Source organism: Actinomadura sp. KC345 (assembly GCF_004348515.1).
Taxonomy (GTDB): domain Bacteria; phylum Actinomycetota; class Actinomycetes; order Streptosporangiales; family Streptosporangiaceae; genus Spirillospora.
Genome location: NZ_SMKH01000166.1, coordinates 1 through 16,456, shown reverse-complemented (window position 1 = coordinate 16,456; position 16,456 = coordinate 1). Strand labels below are relative to the sequence as shown.

The window sequence follows — 16,456 nt, the reverse complement described above, 5'->3', positions numbered from 1 at the left end:
GCCCTCGAAGTCTGGGGCGCCGCCGGCCGCCGCTGGCTCGACGACCTCCCCTCGATCGTGGACGCCGTCGCCCGCGCCTGGCGGCTGCGCGTCGGCGCCCCGTTCGAGCTGAGCTTCCACTGGGTCGCCGAGGCGACGCGGGAGGACGGCTCGGCGGCGGTGCTCAAGCTCGGCCCTCCGGAACCCGGCCACCTCGCCATCGAGGCGGCGACCCTGGAGTTCTACGGTGGCCATGGCGCGGTCCGGCTGCTGGACCACGACCCGGCGCGCGGCGCGCTGCTGCTGGAGCGGGCCGCCCCGGGGACGCTCGCGCGCTCCCTCGTCCCCGGCCACGACGAGGAGGCCACGGCCGCGGTGATCGACGTGATGCGGAACCTGCACCGGCCGCCGCCGCCCGGCTGCCCGCTGCCCGACCTGTCCACCGAGAGCGCCTCCTTCTCCGCTCACCTGCGGCGCTTCCCCGGGGACGACCCCCTGCCCCGCCGTCTGGTCGAGCGGGCCGGGCGGTTGTTCGGCGAGCTGTGCGCCGACGCGTCCGACCGGGTCGTCCTGCACGGCGATCTGCACCACGACAACGTCCTGCGGGCGGGCCGCGAGCCGTGGCTGGCTATCGACCCGCACGGCTACGTCGGCGACCGCGGGTACGACGCCGGGGCGCTGCTGTACAACCCCGACCCGGACGACCGTGACGACGCCCTGCTCAAGCTCGTGCCCGCCCGCGTCGAGCAGCTCGCGGACGGGCTCGGGCTGCCCCGGGAGCGGGTCGAGGCGTGGGGGTTCGTCACGGCCGTCCTGTCGGAGGTCTGGACGGCCGAGGGCGGCGGCCGGACCGGAGGCCGCCCGCTCGACGTGGCGTTCCGGCTTCTCCCCCGCGTGCCCTGAGGCTCAGTCGAGGTCGGGTGCCCAGGAGCCGTGGAAGCCCAGGGGGACGCGGACCGGGAGGTGGACGGTCGCGACGGGTTCGCCGGTGAAGTCCTGTGAGGCGATGACGACCAGGTCGGTGGTCTGCCGGGCGCGATCGAACGCCAGGGTCATCAGGTAGCCGTCGTCCTCGGCGGAGTCGGGCGCGGACGGGACGAACACCGCCTCGCCGACGCCCGAGCCCGCCGGGAACGGCCGCGTCTCGGACGAGCCGCGCTCGTAGTCGTGCTTCATCAGGCCCGCGCCGCCCTCGGTCTCGACGACGTTGTCGGCCACCGTGTAGCCGTACCGGTGGCGGCGCGTGGTGAGCCGTTCGTCCACGCGCGGGAACTCCTGGGCGCGGTCGTCGACGGTCTCCTGGACGGCCTTCCCCGCGGCGGGGTCGATCGTCCAACGGTCCAGGGCCGGCGGCGGGTTGCCCTCCAGCCTGCCGCCGTGCATGAAGCTCGGGAAGCGGACCAGGTCCACGACCACGCGGTCACCGTCGTCGAAGGCGTTGAGGGTGTGGAAGACCCAGCAGGGCGGGATGTCGATCCAGCGGACGTCGCCGACCCCGCCGTCGCGCGGCATCACGCCGACGCGTGCGGGGTGGGCGTCGTTCCACGCGTACGGGAGGCCCGCCCCGGCTTCGGCCATCTCCATGGAGAACGTGATGGGCAGGTCGTAGATGACGACGTACTTCTCCGTGAGCGCGAAGTCGTGGACCATCGGGCCGTCCGACACCGGGATCTCCACCGAGCGGACGATCTCCCCGGCCGCGCTCCGCACGGTGTACTCAAGGTGCTCCCAGCCGAAGAAGTACCCGATGGCGTGCAGTTCGCCGGTGGCAGGGTCCTCCTTGGGGTGGGCCGTATAGCCGCCCTTGAGGGTCCCGCCGAAGTCGCATGGGCCAAGCGTGTTCAGCTCGTGGTCGAGCCGGTACGGCCTGGCCCCGGCCTCGACGAGCGCGAGGGTGTCTCCGGCGTGCTGGATCACGTGGGTGTTGGGGGCGAAGTCGAAGTTCTCGACCACGGGACCGGCGGGCCATCGCTCGCCGAGCCGCTCCGCCGCCTTCTGCGAGCGGACCCAGCGGTTGCGGTACCACTCGGCGCGGCCGTCGCGGAGCCGGATGCCGTGCACCATGCCGTCGCCGGCGAACCAGTGGTAGGACGAGTCGTCCTCGACCCCGAGCGGGTTCGGGCCGATGCGCAGGTAGCGGCCGCGCAGGCCGGAGGGGATCCGTCCCGTGACGGGAAGGTCGTGGCTGGTGACCTCCTCGGTGACGGGGGCGAGGAGCCCTTCCAGGTAGGGGTTGGCCATGGTGACCTCACTTCCGGGGAGTGGCGAAGAAGCCGGACGAGATGCCGTTCATGAGGGTGTCGAGGATCGCGTCCGCGTCGGGCAGGTGGCCGTTGAGTTCCAGGCTCACGAAACCGTGGACGCTCGCCCAGAACGAGACGGCGACGTGCCGCGGGTCGGCGTCGATGAGCAGGCCGGCGGCGGCGCAGGCGGCCACCGCGTCCTCCAGGATCGCGTAGGCGGACAGCGCGGTGAGCAGGGCCTTCTCTCCGGGCCGGAACCCGGGGACCGGCTCGCCGAACATGAGCCCGTAGTAGTTGCGTTCGGCGAGCGCGTTGTCCCGGTAGGCGAGGCCCAGTGCGTGCAGGCGGACGCGCGGGTCGGGGTCGGGCGGGACGGCGGCGAGGCGCTCGCGGAACCGCCGGAAGCCCTCGATGTAGAGGGCCTCGGTGAGCCCGGACTTCCCGCCGAACATCCGGTACAGGACGGTGGTGGAGCAGCCGACCTCGACGGCGATCCGGCGCAGCGCGAGCGCCTGCGGGCCCTCGGCCGCCAGGAGGCGGCTCGCGGCGTCCAGCAGCGTCGTGCGGATCGCCTCGTCGCCCTGCCGCTGCGCCAGCGCGAACGCGTTCGGAGCCGCGGTGTCCTCCGCCCCGTCTTCGGCCATCGGTCATCCTCGGTAACGACGTTTTTTTGACGTAACACCGTTATCGCACGTCGGAGAGGAAAGGTCAACCTTCGGGGCGCCGGTGGCTGAGGAACGGTCCGGGTCCGGCACGCACCGTTTCAAGAAGTCCATACCTCGGCCAGAGTTTCTCTAGTGCCGGTCCGGTCGATCCCATCAAGGTGATCATTGAATCGCCCTGGAGCGCCGACGAGCACGACCGCGCGCTGGACCGGCTCGCCGCCCGGGAGAACTTCCCGGTCGCGGCGCGGCTGCTGCCCGTCCGGCACCGCACCGGGCTGCGGGCCGTCTACGGCTTCGCGCGCCTCGTCGACGACATCGGCGACGAGGCGCCGCGGGAGGAGCGCACCAAGCTCCTCGGCCTCGTGGACGACGACCTGGACCGCGTGTTCGCCGGACGGACCCCGAACCTGCCGCAGTTACGGAGGCTGGCCGGGACGGTGCACGCGCACCGGCTCCCGGAGGAGCCGTTCCGCGACCTGGTGCGGGCCAACCGGCAGGACCAGACCGTCCACCGGTACGAGACGTTCGCGGACGTCGCCGGCTACTGCGCCCTGTCGGCCGCGCCCGTGGGACGCATCGTCCTCCACCTGTTCCGCGTGCACCGGCCCGCGCTGGTGGCGGCGTCCGACGACGTCTGCACCGCGCTGCAGCTCGTCGAGCACTGCCAGGACGCCGGGGAGGACTACCGGAACGGGCGGATCTACCTGCCCGGGGAGGATCTGCGGCGGTTCGGCTGCGGCGAGGACGACCTGGCGCGGCCGGTGACGCCGACGCGCCTGCGCGGCGTCCTGGCGCTGGAGGCCGGCCGCGCCGCCGAGCTGCTGGAACGCGGGGCCGCGCCGCTGTTGGCGGGCCTGACCGGATGGGCGCGGTTCGCCGTGGCGGGCTACGTGGCCGGAGGCCGCGAGGCGCTGTCGGCGCTGGCGCGCGGCCGTTACGACGTGCTGGCGCGCCCGCTGCGCCCACGGCGGCCCGGAGTCGTGGCCCGGTGGGCGCACACGGCCGGAAAGTGGGGAGCGAAGTGATGACGGTTTCGGAGACCTGCGAGCGTTCCGAACGGGTCGTTGAGGCGTACCGGCACTGCGAGCGGGTGGTGCGGGAGGAGGCCCGGAACTTCTCCTACGGGATCCGGCTGATGCCCGTCCCGAAGCGGCGGGCGATGAGCGCGATCTACGCGTTCGCCCGCGGCGTCGACGACGTCGGCGACGGCCCGGAGCCCGCCTGCGTGCGGCTCGACCTGCTCGACCGGTCGCGGCAGCGGCTGGCGACCGTGCAGGACGTGCTGCGGCGGCGGGCCGACGTCGCCGCGCTGGAGGGGCACCCGGTGCTGACCGCGCTGGCGGACGCGGCGGGCCGGTACCCGATCCCGCTGGAGGCGTTCGACGAGCTGATCGACGGGTGCGAGGACGATGTCCGCGGCGCCGACTACGACACCTTCGACGACCTGCTGCGCTACTGCCAGCGGGTCGCCGGGACGGTCGGGCGGCTGTCGCTGGGCGTGTTCGGCTCGGACGGCCGGCAGCGGGCGGAGGGCCTCGCGGACTCGCTCGGCGTCGCGCTCCAGCTCACCAACATCCTGCGGGACCTGCGCGAGGACCGGCTGGCCGGGCGGATCTACCTTCCCGCGGAGGATCTGAAGCGGTTCCGCTGCACGCTGGAGCTGGACGAGTCCGGCACGTTCGTCGACCCGCCGTGGCGGCTCAACGAGCTGATCGGCTTCCAGGCGGAGCGGGCGCGTGCCTGGTACGCCGAGGGCCTGCGGCTGCTGCCGCTGCTGGACCGGCGCAGCGCCGCCTGCACCGCGGCGATGGCGGGCATCTACCGGCGGCTGCTGGACAACATCGCGGCCCAGCCGTCGATCGCGCTGAACACGCGGATGTCGCTGCCGACGTGGCAGAAGGCGGTCGTGGCGGCCCGCGCGCTGTCGGGGGTGGAGCGGTGAGCGTCGTGATCATAGGCGGCGGGCTCGCGGGCATCAGCTCGGCGCTCGCGCTCCAGGAGTCGGGGGTGCCGGTCACCCTGGTGGAGTCGCGCCCCTGGCTGGGCGGCGCCACGCACTCGTTCCTGCGGGACGAGCTGAGCGTCGACAACGGCCAGCACGTCTTCCTGAGGTGCTGCTCGGCGTACCAGGGGCTGCTGCGCAGGCTGCGCGCCGACCACCTGGTGGAGATGCAGGACCGGTTCGACGTGCCCGTCCTGCTGCCCGGTGCCGAGGCGGCGCGGCTGAGACGGTCGCGGCTGCCGAGCCCGCTGCACCTGCTGCCCGCGCTGGCCGGGTACGCGCCGCTGTCGGCGGCCGACCGGATCCGGGCGGTGCGCGCGTCGATCGGGCTGCAGAGGCTCGACCCGTCCGATCCGGCGCTCGACGCCGTCTCGGCGGGCGCGTGGCTGGCCGACCGCGGGCAGCGGCCCTGGGCGCGGCAGGCGCTGTGGGGGCTGTTCCTCACCTCCGCGCTGAACGCCGAGGTGGACGACGCGGCGCTCGGCCTGTCGGCGATGGTCTGCCGCCGCGCGCTGTTCGGGCGCGCCGACGCCGCCGACATCGGGCTTCCGCTCGTCCCGCTGGAGGAGCTGCACGGCGGCCCGGCGCTGCGGCGGATCGCGGAGATGGGCGGGACCGTCCGGCTCAAGGCGAAGGTCGAGGCCGTCACCACCGACCCGAAGGTCGTCGTGGACGGCGTCCCGGTGGCCGCCGACGCGGTGATCATGGCGGTGCCGCACGAGGCGGCGGCGCGGCTGCTGCCCGCGCAGGCGCTGCCGGACCCGCTGCGCTGGCCCGAACTGGACGCAAGCCCCATCGTCAACGTGCACGTCGTCTACGACCGGAAGGTCATGGACGAGCCGTTCGCCGCCGCCGTCGGCTCGCCCGTGCAGTGGGTGTTCGACCGCACGGAGGTCGGCGGGCTCCGCCGCGGCCAGTACCTCGCGATCTCGCTGTCGGCCGCCGATCGCTGGATCGACATGCCGACCGCCGAGATACGCGCCCGGTTCGTCCCTGAGCTGCGGCGGCTGTTTCCCGCCGCGCGGGACGCGCGGGTCCGGGACCTGTTCGTCACGCGGGAGCGGCGGGCGACGTTCCGGCAGCGTCCCGGCAGCGCGGGCGCCCGCCCCGGCGCGGCGACGCGGGCGCCGGGACTGTTCCTGGCCGGCGCGTGGACCGACACGGGCTGGCCCGACACCATGGAAGGAGCAGTGCGCAGCGGCCTCACCGCCGCGCGCCTGGTCCGCCGCCACCTGGAGGGGGTGAGGGACCGGTGACTGCCGAACCGGTTTCGATGACCGACGTCCGCGAGCTGGTCGACGGCGCGCTGCGCGCCGCGGTCGGACGGCTCGATCCGCGCACCTACCGTGTCGCGGCCTACCACTTCGGGTGGACGGACAAGGAGGGCCGTCCGCAGAACGCGCCCGCGGGCAAGGCGCTGCGCCCGGCCCTGGCGCTGCTGTCGGCCCGCGCCGCCGTGGCGCCGCAGGAGAGCGCCCTGCCCGGCGCGGTCGCGGTCGAGCTGACCCACGCGTTCTCGCTCCTGCACGACGACATCATGGACGGCGACCGGACCCGCAGGCACCGCCCGGCGGCCTGGACGGTGTTCGGCGAGGCGTCGGCGATCCTGGCCGGGGACGCGCTTCTCGCCCTCGCCGGCGAGGTCCTGCTGGAGGCGCCCGGCCAGGGCTCGGCGCGGGCGGCACGCGCGCTGGCCGCCGCCACGCGCCGCCTCATCGCGGGCCAGGCGCTCGACATGGACTTCGAGACGCAGAAGCGGATCAGCCTGGACGAGTGCGTGTCGATGGCGTCCGACAAGACCGCGGCGCTGCTGGCGTGCTCGTGCTCGATCGGGGCCGTCCTGGACGGGGCGTCCGAGGATCTCGCCTCCGCGCTGGAGGCGTTCGGGGCCGACCTCGGGATCGCCTTCCAGCTCGCCGACGACCTGCTCGGCATCTGGGGCGACCCCGCGTGCACCGGCAAGCCCGCCATGTCGGACCTGCGGTCCCGCAAGATGTCGCTGCCGGTCGTGGCCGCGCTGAACTCCGACACGCCCGAGGCCGCGCAGCTCGTCGAGCTGTACGCGCGTCCCGCGCGGTCGGGCGACGACCTGTCCGAGGACGCGCTGGCCGAGACCGCCGCGCTGGTGGAGGCGGCCGGCGGGCGCGCCTGGGCCGAGATGGAGGCCGAGAGCCGCATCCAGCGCGCCGCCGAGCACCTGATCGCGGCCAGGCTGCCCGACACGGTCCGCAACGACTACCTGCACATCGCCGACTTCGTCACCGGGAGGGATCACTGATGACGGCGGTGGAGGCGGGCACCGGAACCCGGACGGCGGCCGAGGCCCTGGAGGCCGCGCGCGAGCACCTCCTGCTGCTCCAGTCGCCGGAGGGCTGGTGGAAGGGCGAGCTGCAGACCAACGTGACGATGGACGCCGAGGATCTGCTGCTGCGCGAGTTCCTCGGCATCCGCACGAGCGGCGACACGGGCGAGACGGCACGCTGGATCCGGTCGCAGCAGGCGCCGGACGGCACCTGGGCCACGTTCCACGACGGCCCGCCCGACCTGTCCACGACCGTCGAGGCGTACACGGCGCTGCGGCTCGCCGGCGACCCGCCGGACGCCGGCCACATGATCCGCGCCGCCGCCTACATCCGCAGCGAGGGCGGCGTCCCGGCGACCCGCGTGTTCACGCGGTTCTGGCTGGCGATGTTCGGCGAGTGGCCGTGGGACGACCTGCCGGTGCTGCCGCCGGAGATGATGTTCCTGCCGCGCTGGTTCCCGCTGAACGTCTACGACTGGGCGTGCTGGGCGCGGCAGACGATCGTGCCGCTGGCGGTCGTGGGCGCGTTCCGTCCCGTCCGGCCGCTGCCGTTCGGGCTGGACGAGCTGACGCCCGACTACCACGTCCCGAGGCGCCGGGCGCCGGGCCTGCCGGGGTGGGACGAGGCGTTCGAGGCGCTCGACAGGGCCCTGCACGTGTACGAGCGGCGGCCCGTGAAGCCGCTGCGGCGGGCCGCGCTGCGCCGCGCGGCCGACTGGATCATCGCGCGGCAGGAGCGGGACGGCTCGTGGGGCGGGATCCAGCCGCCCATGGTGTACTCGCTGCTCGCGCTGAACCTCCTCGGGTACGGCATCGACCATCCCGTCGTGCGGCGCGGCCTCGACGGCCTCGAACGCTTCACGATCCGGGACGAGAAGGGGCGGCGGATCGAGGCGTGCCAGTCCCCCGTCTGGGACACCGTCCTCGCCATGAACGCGCTGGCCGACGCCGGCCTGCCGTCCGGGCACCCCGCCCTGGAGCGGGCCGCGGACTGGGTGATCGGCGAGGAGGTCACGGGGCCCGGGGACTGGTCGGTGCGCCGCCCGGACCTGCCGCCGGGGGGCTGGGCGTTCGAGTTCGACAACGACTGCTACCCCGACACCGACGACACCGCCGAGGCGGTCATCGCGCTCAACCGCGTCCAGCACCCGAAGGCGGAGCCGGCGATCGAGCGGGGCGTCCGCTGGATGGCCGGGATGGCGTCCCGGGACGGCGGGTTCGGCGCGTTCGACGCCGACAACACCCGGGACCTGTGCCGCAAGCTGCCGTTCTGCGACTTCGGCGAGGTCATCGACCCGCCGTCCGCCGACGTCACCGCGCACGTCGTGGAGGCGATGTCGCACCGCGGCATGGCCGACTCGCTGACGGTGAAGCGGGCCGTGGTGTGGCTGCTGAAGGCGCAGGAGCCGGACGGATCGTGGTTCGGCCGCTGGGGGGCGAACCACGTGTACGGGACCGGGGCCGTCGTGCCCGCGCTGATCGCGGCCGGCGTCCGGCCCGGCAAGCCCGCGATCCGGGACGCGGTGCGGTGGCTGGAACGCCACCAGCGCGACGACGGCGGCTGGGGCGAGGACCTGCGCTCCTACCGCGACCGGTCGTGGGTCGGGCAGGGCGTCTCGACGCCGTCGCAGACCGCGTGGGCGCTGATGGCGCTGCTCGCCGCCGGTGAGCGCGGCCGGGCCGTCGAGCGCGGGATCGGCTGGCTGGCCGAGCGCCAGCGCCCGGACGGGACATGGGACGAGGACCACTTCACCGGCACCGGCTTCCCCGGCGACTTCTACATCAACTACCACCTGTACCGGCTGGTGTTCCCGCTGTCGGCCCTCGGCCGGTACCTGAAAGGTGCGTGAGACATGGCTATGCCACTGCGTCAGAGCCTGCGGGTCGGCGGATACGTCCTGCGCAACAGGCTGGCCGGACGGTCGAAGTTCCCGCTCCTCCTCGAACTGGAGCCGCTGTACGCGTGCAACCTGGCGTGCGCGGGCTGCGGGAAGATCCAGCACCCGGCGGACGTGCTGAAGCAGCGGATGCCGGTCGAGCAGGCCGTCGCGGCGGTCCGCGAGTGCGGCGCGCCGATGGTGTCGATCGCGGGCGGCGAGCCGCTGATGCACCCGCGGATCGGCGAGCTGGTCGCCGAGCTGGTCAGGATGAAGCGGTACGTGTTCCTGTGCACGAACGCGGCGCTGATCCCGAAGAAGATCGACCGGTTCGAGCCGTCCCGCTACTTCGCGTGGGCCGTGCACATCGACGGGCTGCGGGAGCGGCACGACGCGTCCGTCTGCAAGGAGGGCGTGTTCGACCAGGCGGTGGACGCGATCAGGATGTGCAAAGAGCGGGGGTTCCGGGTCACGACGAACACGACCGTGTTCAACACCGACACCCCGCAGACCGTCATCGACGTCCTCGACTACCTCAACGACGACCTGGGCGTCGACCAGATGATGATCTCGCCGGCGTACGCCTACGAGAAGGCGCCCGACCAGGACCACTTCCTGGGTGTGCAGGAGACCCGGAACCTGTTCCGCAAGGCGTTCGCGGACGGCCGCCGCAAGCGCTGGCGGTTCAACCACTCGCCGCTGTTCCTGGACTTCCTCGAAGGCAGGGCCGACTTCCGCTGCACGGCGTGGGCGATCCCGTCGTACTCGCTGAAGGGCTGGCAGCGGCCCTGCTACCTGATGGACGACGGCTACGTCGACACCTACCGGGAGCTCGTCGAGACGACCGACTGGGACGCCTACGGCCGCGGACGCGACGACCGGTGCGCCAACTGTATGGCGCACTGCGGCTACGAGCCGACCGCGGTGTTCGCGACGATGGGCTCGCTCAAGGAGTCCATGCGCGCCATGCGCAGCGTGTAAGCCAAGCACAGCGTGTAAGCCATGCACAGCGTGTGAGTCACCCCGCCGCGTCGCGCAGTTCCTCGATCACGTCGCCGACGGCCGCCATCAGCGCGTCGGCGTCGTCGGTCAGCCCGGGGTCGAGCGAGAGGCCGAAGCACAGCTCGCCGTCGATGCCCAGCCCGGCGATCGAGAACGGCGCGCCGGGCGCGAGCGGGACGATCGGGTAGACGGCCGTGAGCGGGGCGCCGGCCAGGCGCTGCGGCCGGTCGGTGGCGGGCAGGCTCGACACGGTCCCCTGCAGGAAGCGGCCGCTGTAGGACATGCGGGCGAAGCGGGCGTGCAGCGGCGGCGGCATCAGCCGTCCCGCCTGCCGCATGACGAACCACGCGGCCTGCGCCCGGGTCCCGGACCGCAGCACGCGGCCGCGCTCGGCGATCAGGGCGAGCCGGTCGGTCTCGGCCATCTTGCCGGTGGGCAGGTCCACCATGACGGCGGTGGTGTGGTTGCCGACCATGGCGCTGCCCGGGGGCCGCATCATCAGCGGCACCGCGACGCGGCACGTGCCGGGCCGCCCGTCCTCCTCGCTGACTGCACGGTTCAGGGCGCCCGCGACCGCGCACAGGACGACGTCGGTGACGCGGGCGCCGTAGCGGCGTCCGATGTCCCGGACCTCCGCCAGCGGGAGGTGCATGGTGCTGTACCGGCGCTCGGACGCGGCCGCGGCGGGCAGCCGCTCCGGGCGGGTGACGGCGCCCGCGAGCTGTCCGAGCCCGACCACGGTCGCCAGGGCCCTGCGCAGCGGCCTGCGCGGCGGCGCGGGGACGGGCTCGGGCCGCGGCTCCATCAGGTACACCGCCTGCGCGACGATGCCGACGCCGTCGGCGACCACGTGGTGCATCAGGTACACGACGGCGGTGCGGCCGGGCTCGGCGCCCTTCATGACGACCATGCGCCACGGCGGCCGGTCCAGCGGCAGGGGCTCGGACTGGAGTTCGGCGACGGCGGCGCGCAGGCCGGCCATGCCGTCGACGCGGCGTTCGGCGACGTGCCATTCCCAGTCGACGGGCGCGTGGTCGCGCCAGGCGGGGCGGCGCCAGCGGCCGCGTCCGGCGAGCCGCTGGCGGAACCGGGGCAGCCCGTCGATCCGCGCGCGGATCTCCCGGACGAGGTCGGCGCGGCCGACCTCGCGGCCCGAGGTGTCCAGCACGATGACGCCGCCGGCCTGCTGGGGCGCCTCGGGCGTCTCCACCGCCATGAAGAACGCGTCCGGTCCCTCGACCTTCGCCGCCCGCGGACGGGACATGCGCTCGGCGATGTACACGGGGACGGCGACGAAGGGCACGGCGGCGAACGCGTCCAGGAGGAAGTGGTTCGCGGTGGCCATGATGACGTAGAGCGTCACCAGGATGTGCACGACGTTGACGACCTGCACCCAGCGTTTGGCGTTCACGCGGGCGAGTTCGACGCCGACCCACATCGTCCAGGCCATGTGCAGCGACGGCACCGCCGCCAGCTGGTCGGCGTGCTCGACCAGCGGCGAGCCCCACGACCCCCAGGTGCCGCCGAGGTAGACGGTGTCGATGTACCCGAGCTCGGGCATGAGCCGCGGCGGCATGACGGGGTACAGGACGAAGCAGGTGAGGCCGGCGAGGTTCATCAGGATGAACGCGTTGCGGGCCGTCCGGTACCGCTCGGGGTGGCGTAAGAACAGCCAGATCAGCAGGGCGAGCGCGCTGGCGATATAGGTGATCGCGTACTCGTAGTTCGCCAGCACCCGCACAATGCCCTGCTCGGCGAGCCACCCGTTGAGGGACAGCTCGATGTCGATGTTCAGGGCTTTTTCGAGGTCGTAGATGGCAAGGCCGTGCTCGCGCGCCGGACCCGTCCTGGCATGCTCGGGAAGCCTGGTCACCAGGAAGTACACGCCGAACAGCAGCAGGCCGAGCAGCAGCTCCTTACGGGCGCTCGGCCGCGTCCGGCCCGCCGCCTCCGTCGTGAGCACCGTGTCCGGCACGGTCACCGCTTCCTGTGCGCCCATCGTCCTCCCCAAACGGCTGTTACCCAGGTTTTCCGCGATCAGACGGTGGTGCGGCGATCCGGGGACCTTGTCCGGTTCGCTCGCCGGTTCTCCCGCCGTGAGAAGAGATTTTCCCGGGAACGATCTGGCCGAACCGTACGTCTACGATATATCGTTGGCGTATCGCGAGAGATCATAGAGAGATCTCAGAAGGTGGTGCAGAACATGGGACACAGGCATGGGCACGGCGGCCCCTGGGGACGCGGCGACATCCCGAACCTCGGCTGGCTGTTCGGCGGCGGGCCCGGTCCGGGGCCGTGGGGCCCGCCCGGCGGCTTCGGCCCCGGCCCCCGGCCGCCCTGGGCGCGCGGACGAGGCGGCCCGTGGGGACGGGGGCCCAAGGCGCGCAAGGGGAACGTCCGCGCGGCGATCCTCGTCCTGCTCGCCGAGGAGCCGCGCAACGGCTACCAGATCATCCAGGAGATCAACGAGCGCAGCGGCGAGGCGTGGAAGCCGAGTCCGGGCGCGGTCTACCCGGCGCTCCAGCAGCTCGCGGACGAGGGCCTGATCGCGGGCGAGGAGGAGGGCGGCCGGCGGTCGTTCCACCTCACCGACGAGGGCCGGGCGTACGTCGAGGAGAACGCCGCGCGGCTGTCCGAGCCGTGGGCGGAGATGACGCCCGACTACGGCGAGGGCGTCCCCGAGCTGTTCAAGCAGGCCGCGCAGACGGGGGCCGCGGTGATGCAGATCGTCCACTCCGGGTCGGCGGAGCAGGTCGCGCAGGCCAAAGACGTCCTCTCGGACGCGCGGCGCGACCTCTACCGCATCCTGGCCGACGACCTGGAGAGCACGGACGGCACCGACGACGCGGGCCCGACGACCCACGACACCGAGGAGTGACCGTGGTACGCCAGGATGAGATCCGCATCGGCGACGCCGAACGCGACGCGGTCATGGTCGCCATGCACGACCACTTCGCGGCGGGACGCCTGGACCGCGGGGAGCTGGACGAGCGCATGGAGGGCGTGCTGTCTGCCAAGACGCGCGGCGACCTGCGCGCCCTCGTCCGCGACCTGCCCGCGCCCACCGGCGTGCCCGACCCGGAGAAGCAGGCGCCGGCGCCCGTCCCGTGGGGGCCGGGCGCGGCGGTGATGTTCGGCGGCCCGGGGCATCCGGCCTGGCGGCACCACCACCATCGCCACGGCCACATGGCGCGGGGCCACCGGCACGGCCCGCCGTTCCCGGCCTTCCCGCTGCTGCTCGCGCTGTTCCTCGTGCTGACGTTCACGGCCGGGCCGGGCGCGGCGTTCCTGGCCGTCCTCCAGGTCGCGCTGGCCGTCTGGGTGATCCGCGCGATCGTCCTGGCCGTCGGCGTGCGCCGCTCCCGCACCTGAACCGGGGTCAGCGCAGGCCGGCGTCGCGGGCCAGGAGGCCGGCCTGGGTCCGGTTGGCGCAGCCCAGCTTGTCGAGGAGGCGGGAGACGTGGCCCTTGACGGTGGCCTCGCTGAGGTGGAGGCGTCCGGCGATCTGCGCGTTGGACAGCCCCTCGCCGAGGCAGGCCAGCACCTGCGTCTCCCGCTCGGTGAGGCCGCCGGCGAGCGCGCGGACGCGGTCGCGGCCGGCCGCGCGGGCGTCGGCGGCGCCGAGCAGCCGCGCGGTCGCGGCGGCCGACATCACGGTGTGCCCGTCGGCGGCGACCCGGACGAGCTTCACCAGGTCCTGCGGCGGCGTCGACTTCAGCAGGAAGCCGGCCGCGCCGGCCCGCAGCGCCCGCACGACGTACTCGTCGGCGTCGAACGTGGTCAGCGCGACGACGGCGGGCGGCGTGCGCAGCGCGGCGATCCGCTCGGTGGCGGCGAGGCCGTCCACGCCCGGCATCCGCAGGTCCATGAGGACCACGTGCGGCCGGTACCGCACGACCGCCTCGACACCGGCCGCCCCGTCGTGCGCCTCCCCGACCACCTCCATGTCGTCGGCCGCGCCGAGGATGGTGCGCAGGTGCGCGCACACCATCGGCTCGTCGTCCACGAGCAGGACCGTGATCACGAGGACGGCTCGGTGACGGGCAGGTAGGCGGGCAGGGACGCCTCGACGCGGAAGCCGCCCGCGTCGGGGCCCGCCGTGAACGTCCCGCCGATCAGCTCGACGCGTTCGCGGAGGCCCGCGAGTCCCGTCCCGGACCCGCTGGCCGCGAGGTCGGCGTCCGGCTCGCGGGACGCGGCGGCGTTGCGCACGACCAGCGTCACACCGGCCGTGCGGTAGCGGACCTCCACGTGGACGGCGGCGCCCGGGGCGTGCTTGCGCGCGTTGGTCAGCGCCTCCTGGACGATCCGGTACGCGGTGCGGCCGACGGCGGGCGAGGCGGCCGGACGGTCGCCGTGCTCGGCCAGCTCGACCGGGACGCCGACCGCCGCCGACTCCGCGACGAGCACGGACAGGTCCGGCAGCGGCTCCGCGGCCGCCGCGGCCGCCGCCTCGGGGTCGCGGCGCAGGAGCCCGATGACGTCGCGGAGCTCTTCGAGGGCCTGGCAGCCGGTGCCGCGCAGCTCCTCGGCGGCCGCGCGGGTCGGCTCGTCCGGCGCCCGCACGCGCAGCGCCCCCGCCTGCAGCACCATCAGCGTCACCCGGTGCGCCACGACGTCGTGCATCTCGGCGGCGAGGCGGGCGCGCTCCTCCGCGCGGGCCCGCTCGGCCAGCAGGTGCCGCTCGCGCTCGGCGCGTTCGGCCCGCTCGGTGAGGCCCTGCAGGACGCGGCGGCGGGCGGCGGCGTACATGCCGACCAGCGCCCCGCCGAGCACGACGGCCATGCTGCGGAAGACGATCCCGTCGACGCTTCCGGTCTCCTGCGCGCTCAGCTGCCGCAGGGCGGATTCGGGGAGGACGTCGTCCAGGAGCCCGATCGGGAGGAGCATCGCCGCCACCGGCGGCCAGCGGACCCAGACGGGCCGGGCGCCCTCGCGGGGGAACGCCATCACCGCGTACGCGGCCAGCGGCGCGGTCGGCGGCCACCAGACCGGCGGTTCGAGGGACCCGCCGGCGTCCACGCGCAGCAGCGTCCCCGGCGCGGCCAGCTCCGCCAGCCACACGAGCACGGCGAGCCCGGCGGTGACCCACGCGACCGCCATGGGCGCGCGGCGGCGGAACACCAGCGCGAGGGCGGGCACCAGGAACAGCGCCAGCGACGCGCCTCCGTGCGGGCGGACCATCGCGTCGGGGGCCGCGACCGTCCAGCAGCTCTGGGCCGCGCCGACCAGCACGACGGCGGAGTCGGCGACCCGGTCCCGGGGCCGTCCAGGGGGAAGGAGCCGCGCGAGGAGGGGCCGCGGCGAAGGCAGGCGCACAACCACACCGTACGCACCCGGACCATGCCCGCCACCCTACGAAAGTTGCGTCATGGGGCCCGTCCGTAGGGGGCGGACGCGACCATTCGCGGTGCCGCGGGACCGCCCCGCCCGGCTGGAATCGGCGGCATGCTCAAGCTTGTACTCCGGGGGCTGGTCGCGCACCGCGCCCGCCTGCTGCTGTCGATGGTCGTGATCGTGGCCGGCGTCGCGTTCGTCGCCGGGACGCTGATGTTCACCGCCACGCTGGACCGCTCGTTCGACCGCGCCTTCGACGATCTCGGGCGCGGCACGGACGTGGTCGTCCGGACCGACCGCGCGTTCGAGCCGGGTCTGGGCGAGCGGGCGGCCGAGCGTCCCGTCCCGGCTCCGGTGCTGGAGGCCGTCCGTGAGGTGGACGGCGTCGCCAAGGCGGCCGGCGTCGTCGAGGGTTTCGCCGCCGTCGTGGACCGGCGGGGACGGCTCGCCGGCGCCGAGCCCCAGACCGGCGTGGCGTGGAACGGCGATCCCGACCTGTCGCTCCCCCGTCTCAGCGCCGGCAGGCCGCCCGCCGGACCGGACGAGGTCGCGATCGACGTCACGACCGCCCGCGACGCCGGGTACCGCGTCGGCGACCGGGTCACGGTGGCCCTGCGGGCGGGCGCCCGGCCGTTCCGGCTCACGGGCCTGTTCGAGGTCGGTGACTCGGCGCTGGGCGACCAGCTCTCGATGACGGCGTTCGCGCCCGGCGCCGCGGCGCGGCTGCTGTCCGGCGCCCCGGGGACGGGCGATCAGGGCGCCTACGCGCGGATCGTCGTGCACGGGGACGACGGCGTCTCGCAGGAGCGGCTGCGGGACGCGGTGGCCGCGGCGCTCCCGCCGGGCGTCGAGGCGGTCACCGGCCGCGCGGCCGTCGGCGAGCAGGCCGGGCCGCTGAAGGCGGTCCTCGGGGCGATGAGGACGTTCCTCCTGGTCTTCGCCGTGATCGCGGTGTTCGTCGGCTCGTTCATCATCGTCAACACGTTCACGATGCTCGTGAGCGCGCGGGTCAGGGAGCTGGCGCTGCTGCGGGCGGTCGGGGCGTCGCG

General features: G+C 74.1%; 15 protein-coding genes. 10 read left to right on the top strand and 5 right to left on the bottom strand.

Annotated elements, in window-relative coordinates; genetic code table 11:
* Nucleotides 1-882: aminoglycoside phosphotransferase family protein (locus tag E1281_RS24670; RefSeq protein WP_131882040.1), on the top strand; the 882-nt coding region annotated here is incomplete at its 5' end.
* A gap of 3 nt (nt 883-885) precedes the next feature.
* Here E1281_RS24670 and E1281_RS24665 read toward each other — a convergent pair.
* Complete coding sequence (locus E1281_RS24665; protein WP_131882039.1) at nt 886-2,220, bottom strand: carotenoid oxygenase family protein; 1,335 nt, start codon at nt 2,218-2,220, stop codon at nt 886-888.
* 7 nt (nt 2,221-2,227) lie between these two features.
* The gene (locus tag E1281_RS24660; protein ID WP_131882038.1) at nt 2,228-2,866 is read right to left on the bottom strand and encodes a TetR/AcrR family transcriptional regulator; all 639 of its coding nucleotides are present in this window, start codon (nt 2,864-2,866) and stop codon (nt 2,228-2,230) included.
* A 179-nt stretch (nt 2,867-3,045) separates the two neighbouring features.
* On the opposite strand from E1281_RS24660, the gene hpnC reads away from it, so the two are divergent.
* From hpnC to hpnH, 6 genes are read left to right on the top strand one after another with little or no spacing between them, the layout of a single operon-like run.
* Nucleotides 3,046-3,912 (top strand): squalene synthase HpnC, encoded by an 867-nt coding sequence (hpnC, locus tag E1281_RS24655; protein WP_131882037.1) that lies wholly within the window; start codon nt 3,046-3,048, stop codon nt 3,910-3,912.
* On the top strand, nt 3,912-4,829 hold the full coding sequence (gene hpnD, locus E1281_RS24650) for a presqualene diphosphate synthase HpnD (protein WP_131882036.1): 918 nt from the start codon (nt 3,912-3,914) through the stop codon (nt 4,827-4,829). Before hpnC ends, hpnD begins: the two co-directional genes overlap by 1 nt.
* Nucleotides 4,826-6,145, top strand: coding sequence for a hydroxysqualene dehydroxylase HpnE (gene hpnE / locus E1281_RS24645; RefSeq protein ID WP_243717358.1), 1,320 nt, complete (start codon nt 4,826-4,828; stop codon nt 6,143-6,145). The genes hpnD and hpnE overlap by 4 nt, the downstream gene beginning before the upstream one ends.
* On the top strand, nt 6,142-7,167 hold the full coding sequence (locus E1281_RS24640) for a polyprenyl synthetase family protein (RefSeq protein ID WP_207943471.1): 1,026 nt from the start codon (nt 6,142-6,144) through the stop codon (nt 7,165-7,167). The genes hpnE and E1281_RS24640 overlap by 4 nt, the downstream gene beginning before the upstream one ends.
* A complete protein-coding gene (gene shc / locus E1281_RS24635) occupies nt 7,167-9,041 on the top strand; it encodes a squalene--hopene cyclase (protein WP_131882035.1) in 1,875 nt (624 codons plus the stop codon). Before E1281_RS24640 ends, shc begins: the two co-directional genes overlap by 1 nt.
* Before the next feature lie 3 nt (nt 9,042-9,044).
* Complete coding sequence (hpnH, locus tag E1281_RS24630; protein WP_131882034.1) at nt 9,045-10,049, top strand: adenosyl-hopene transferase HpnH; 1,005 nt, start codon at nt 9,045-9,047, stop codon at nt 10,047-10,049.
* 37 nt (nt 10,050-10,086) lie between these two features.
* Here hpnH and E1281_RS24625 read toward each other — a convergent pair whose 3' ends face one another.
* On the bottom strand, nt 10,087-12,069 hold the full coding sequence (locus E1281_RS24625; RefSeq protein ID WP_131882033.1) for a phosphatase PAP2 family protein: 1,983 nt from the start codon (nt 12,067-12,069) through the stop codon (nt 10,087-10,089).
* Nucleotides 12,070-12,273: 204 nt separating this feature from the next.
* Between E1281_RS24625 and E1281_RS24620 the strand changes: the two genes are divergently transcribed.
* Together E1281_RS24620 and E1281_RS24615 are read left to right on the top strand one after the other, a co-directional pair.
* Entirely contained in the window at nt 12,274-12,948 is a 675-nt protein-coding gene (locus E1281_RS24620) for a PadR family transcriptional regulator (protein WP_131882032.1), read from the top strand.
* 2 nt (nt 12,949-12,950) lie between these two features.
* Entirely contained in the window at nt 12,951-13,442 is a 492-nt protein-coding gene (locus E1281_RS24615; protein ID WP_131882031.1) for a DUF1707 domain-containing protein, read from the top strand.
* A gap of 7 nt (nt 13,443-13,449) precedes the next feature.
* On the opposite strand, the gene E1281_RS24610 is transcribed toward E1281_RS24615, so the two are convergent.
* Both E1281_RS24610 and E1281_RS24605 read right to left on the bottom strand, forming a co-directional pair.
* Nucleotides 13,450-14,094: a response regulator transcription factor gene (locus tag E1281_RS24610; protein WP_131882030.1), complete on the bottom strand. Its 645-nt coding sequence runs from the start codon at nt 14,092-14,094 to the stop codon at nt 13,450-13,452.
* On the bottom strand, nt 14,091-15,389 hold the full coding sequence (locus tag E1281_RS24605; protein ID WP_207943470.1) for a sensor histidine kinase: 1,299 nt from the start codon (nt 15,387-15,389) through the stop codon (nt 14,091-14,093). Before E1281_RS24605 ends, E1281_RS24610 begins: the two co-directional genes overlap by 4 nt.
* 129 nt (nt 15,390-15,518) lie before the next feature.
* Here E1281_RS24605 and E1281_RS24600 point away from each other — a divergent pair.
* Nucleotides 15,519-16,456, top strand: a 938-nt coding sequence (locus E1281_RS24600; RefSeq protein ID WP_207943469.1) for an ABC transporter permease, incomplete at its 3' end; no start/stop codon positions are given.

Excerpts from the sequence above, each read along its gene's own strand:
- hpnH (WP_131882034.1), top strand. The coding sequence starts at position 9,045 with ATGGCTATGCCACTGCGTCAGAGCCTGCGGGTCGGCGGATACGTCCTG.
- shc (WP_131882035.1), top strand. The coding sequence starts at position 7,167 with ATGACGGCGGTGGAGGCGGGCACCGGAACCCGGACGGCGGCCGAGGCC.
- E1281_RS24660 (WP_131882038.1), bottom strand. The coding sequence starts at position 2,866 with ATGGCCGAAGACGGGGCGGAGGACACCGCGGCTCCGAACGCGTTCGCG.
- E1281_RS24620 (WP_131882032.1), top strand. The coding sequence starts at position 12,274 with ATGGGACACAGGCATGGGCACGGCGGCCCCTGGGGACGCGGCGACATC.
- E1281_RS24665 (WP_131882039.1), bottom strand. The coding sequence starts at position 2,220 with ATGGCCAACCCCTACCTGGAAGGGCTCCTCGCCCCCGTCACCGAGGAG.
- hpnD (WP_131882036.1), top strand. The coding sequence starts at position 3,912 with ATGACGGTTTCGGAGACCTGCGAGCGTTCCGAACGGGTCGTTGAGGCG.
- E1281_RS24625 (WP_131882033.1), bottom strand. The coding sequence starts at position 12,069 with ATGGGCGCACAGGAAGCGGTGACCGTGCCGGACACGGTGCTCACGACG.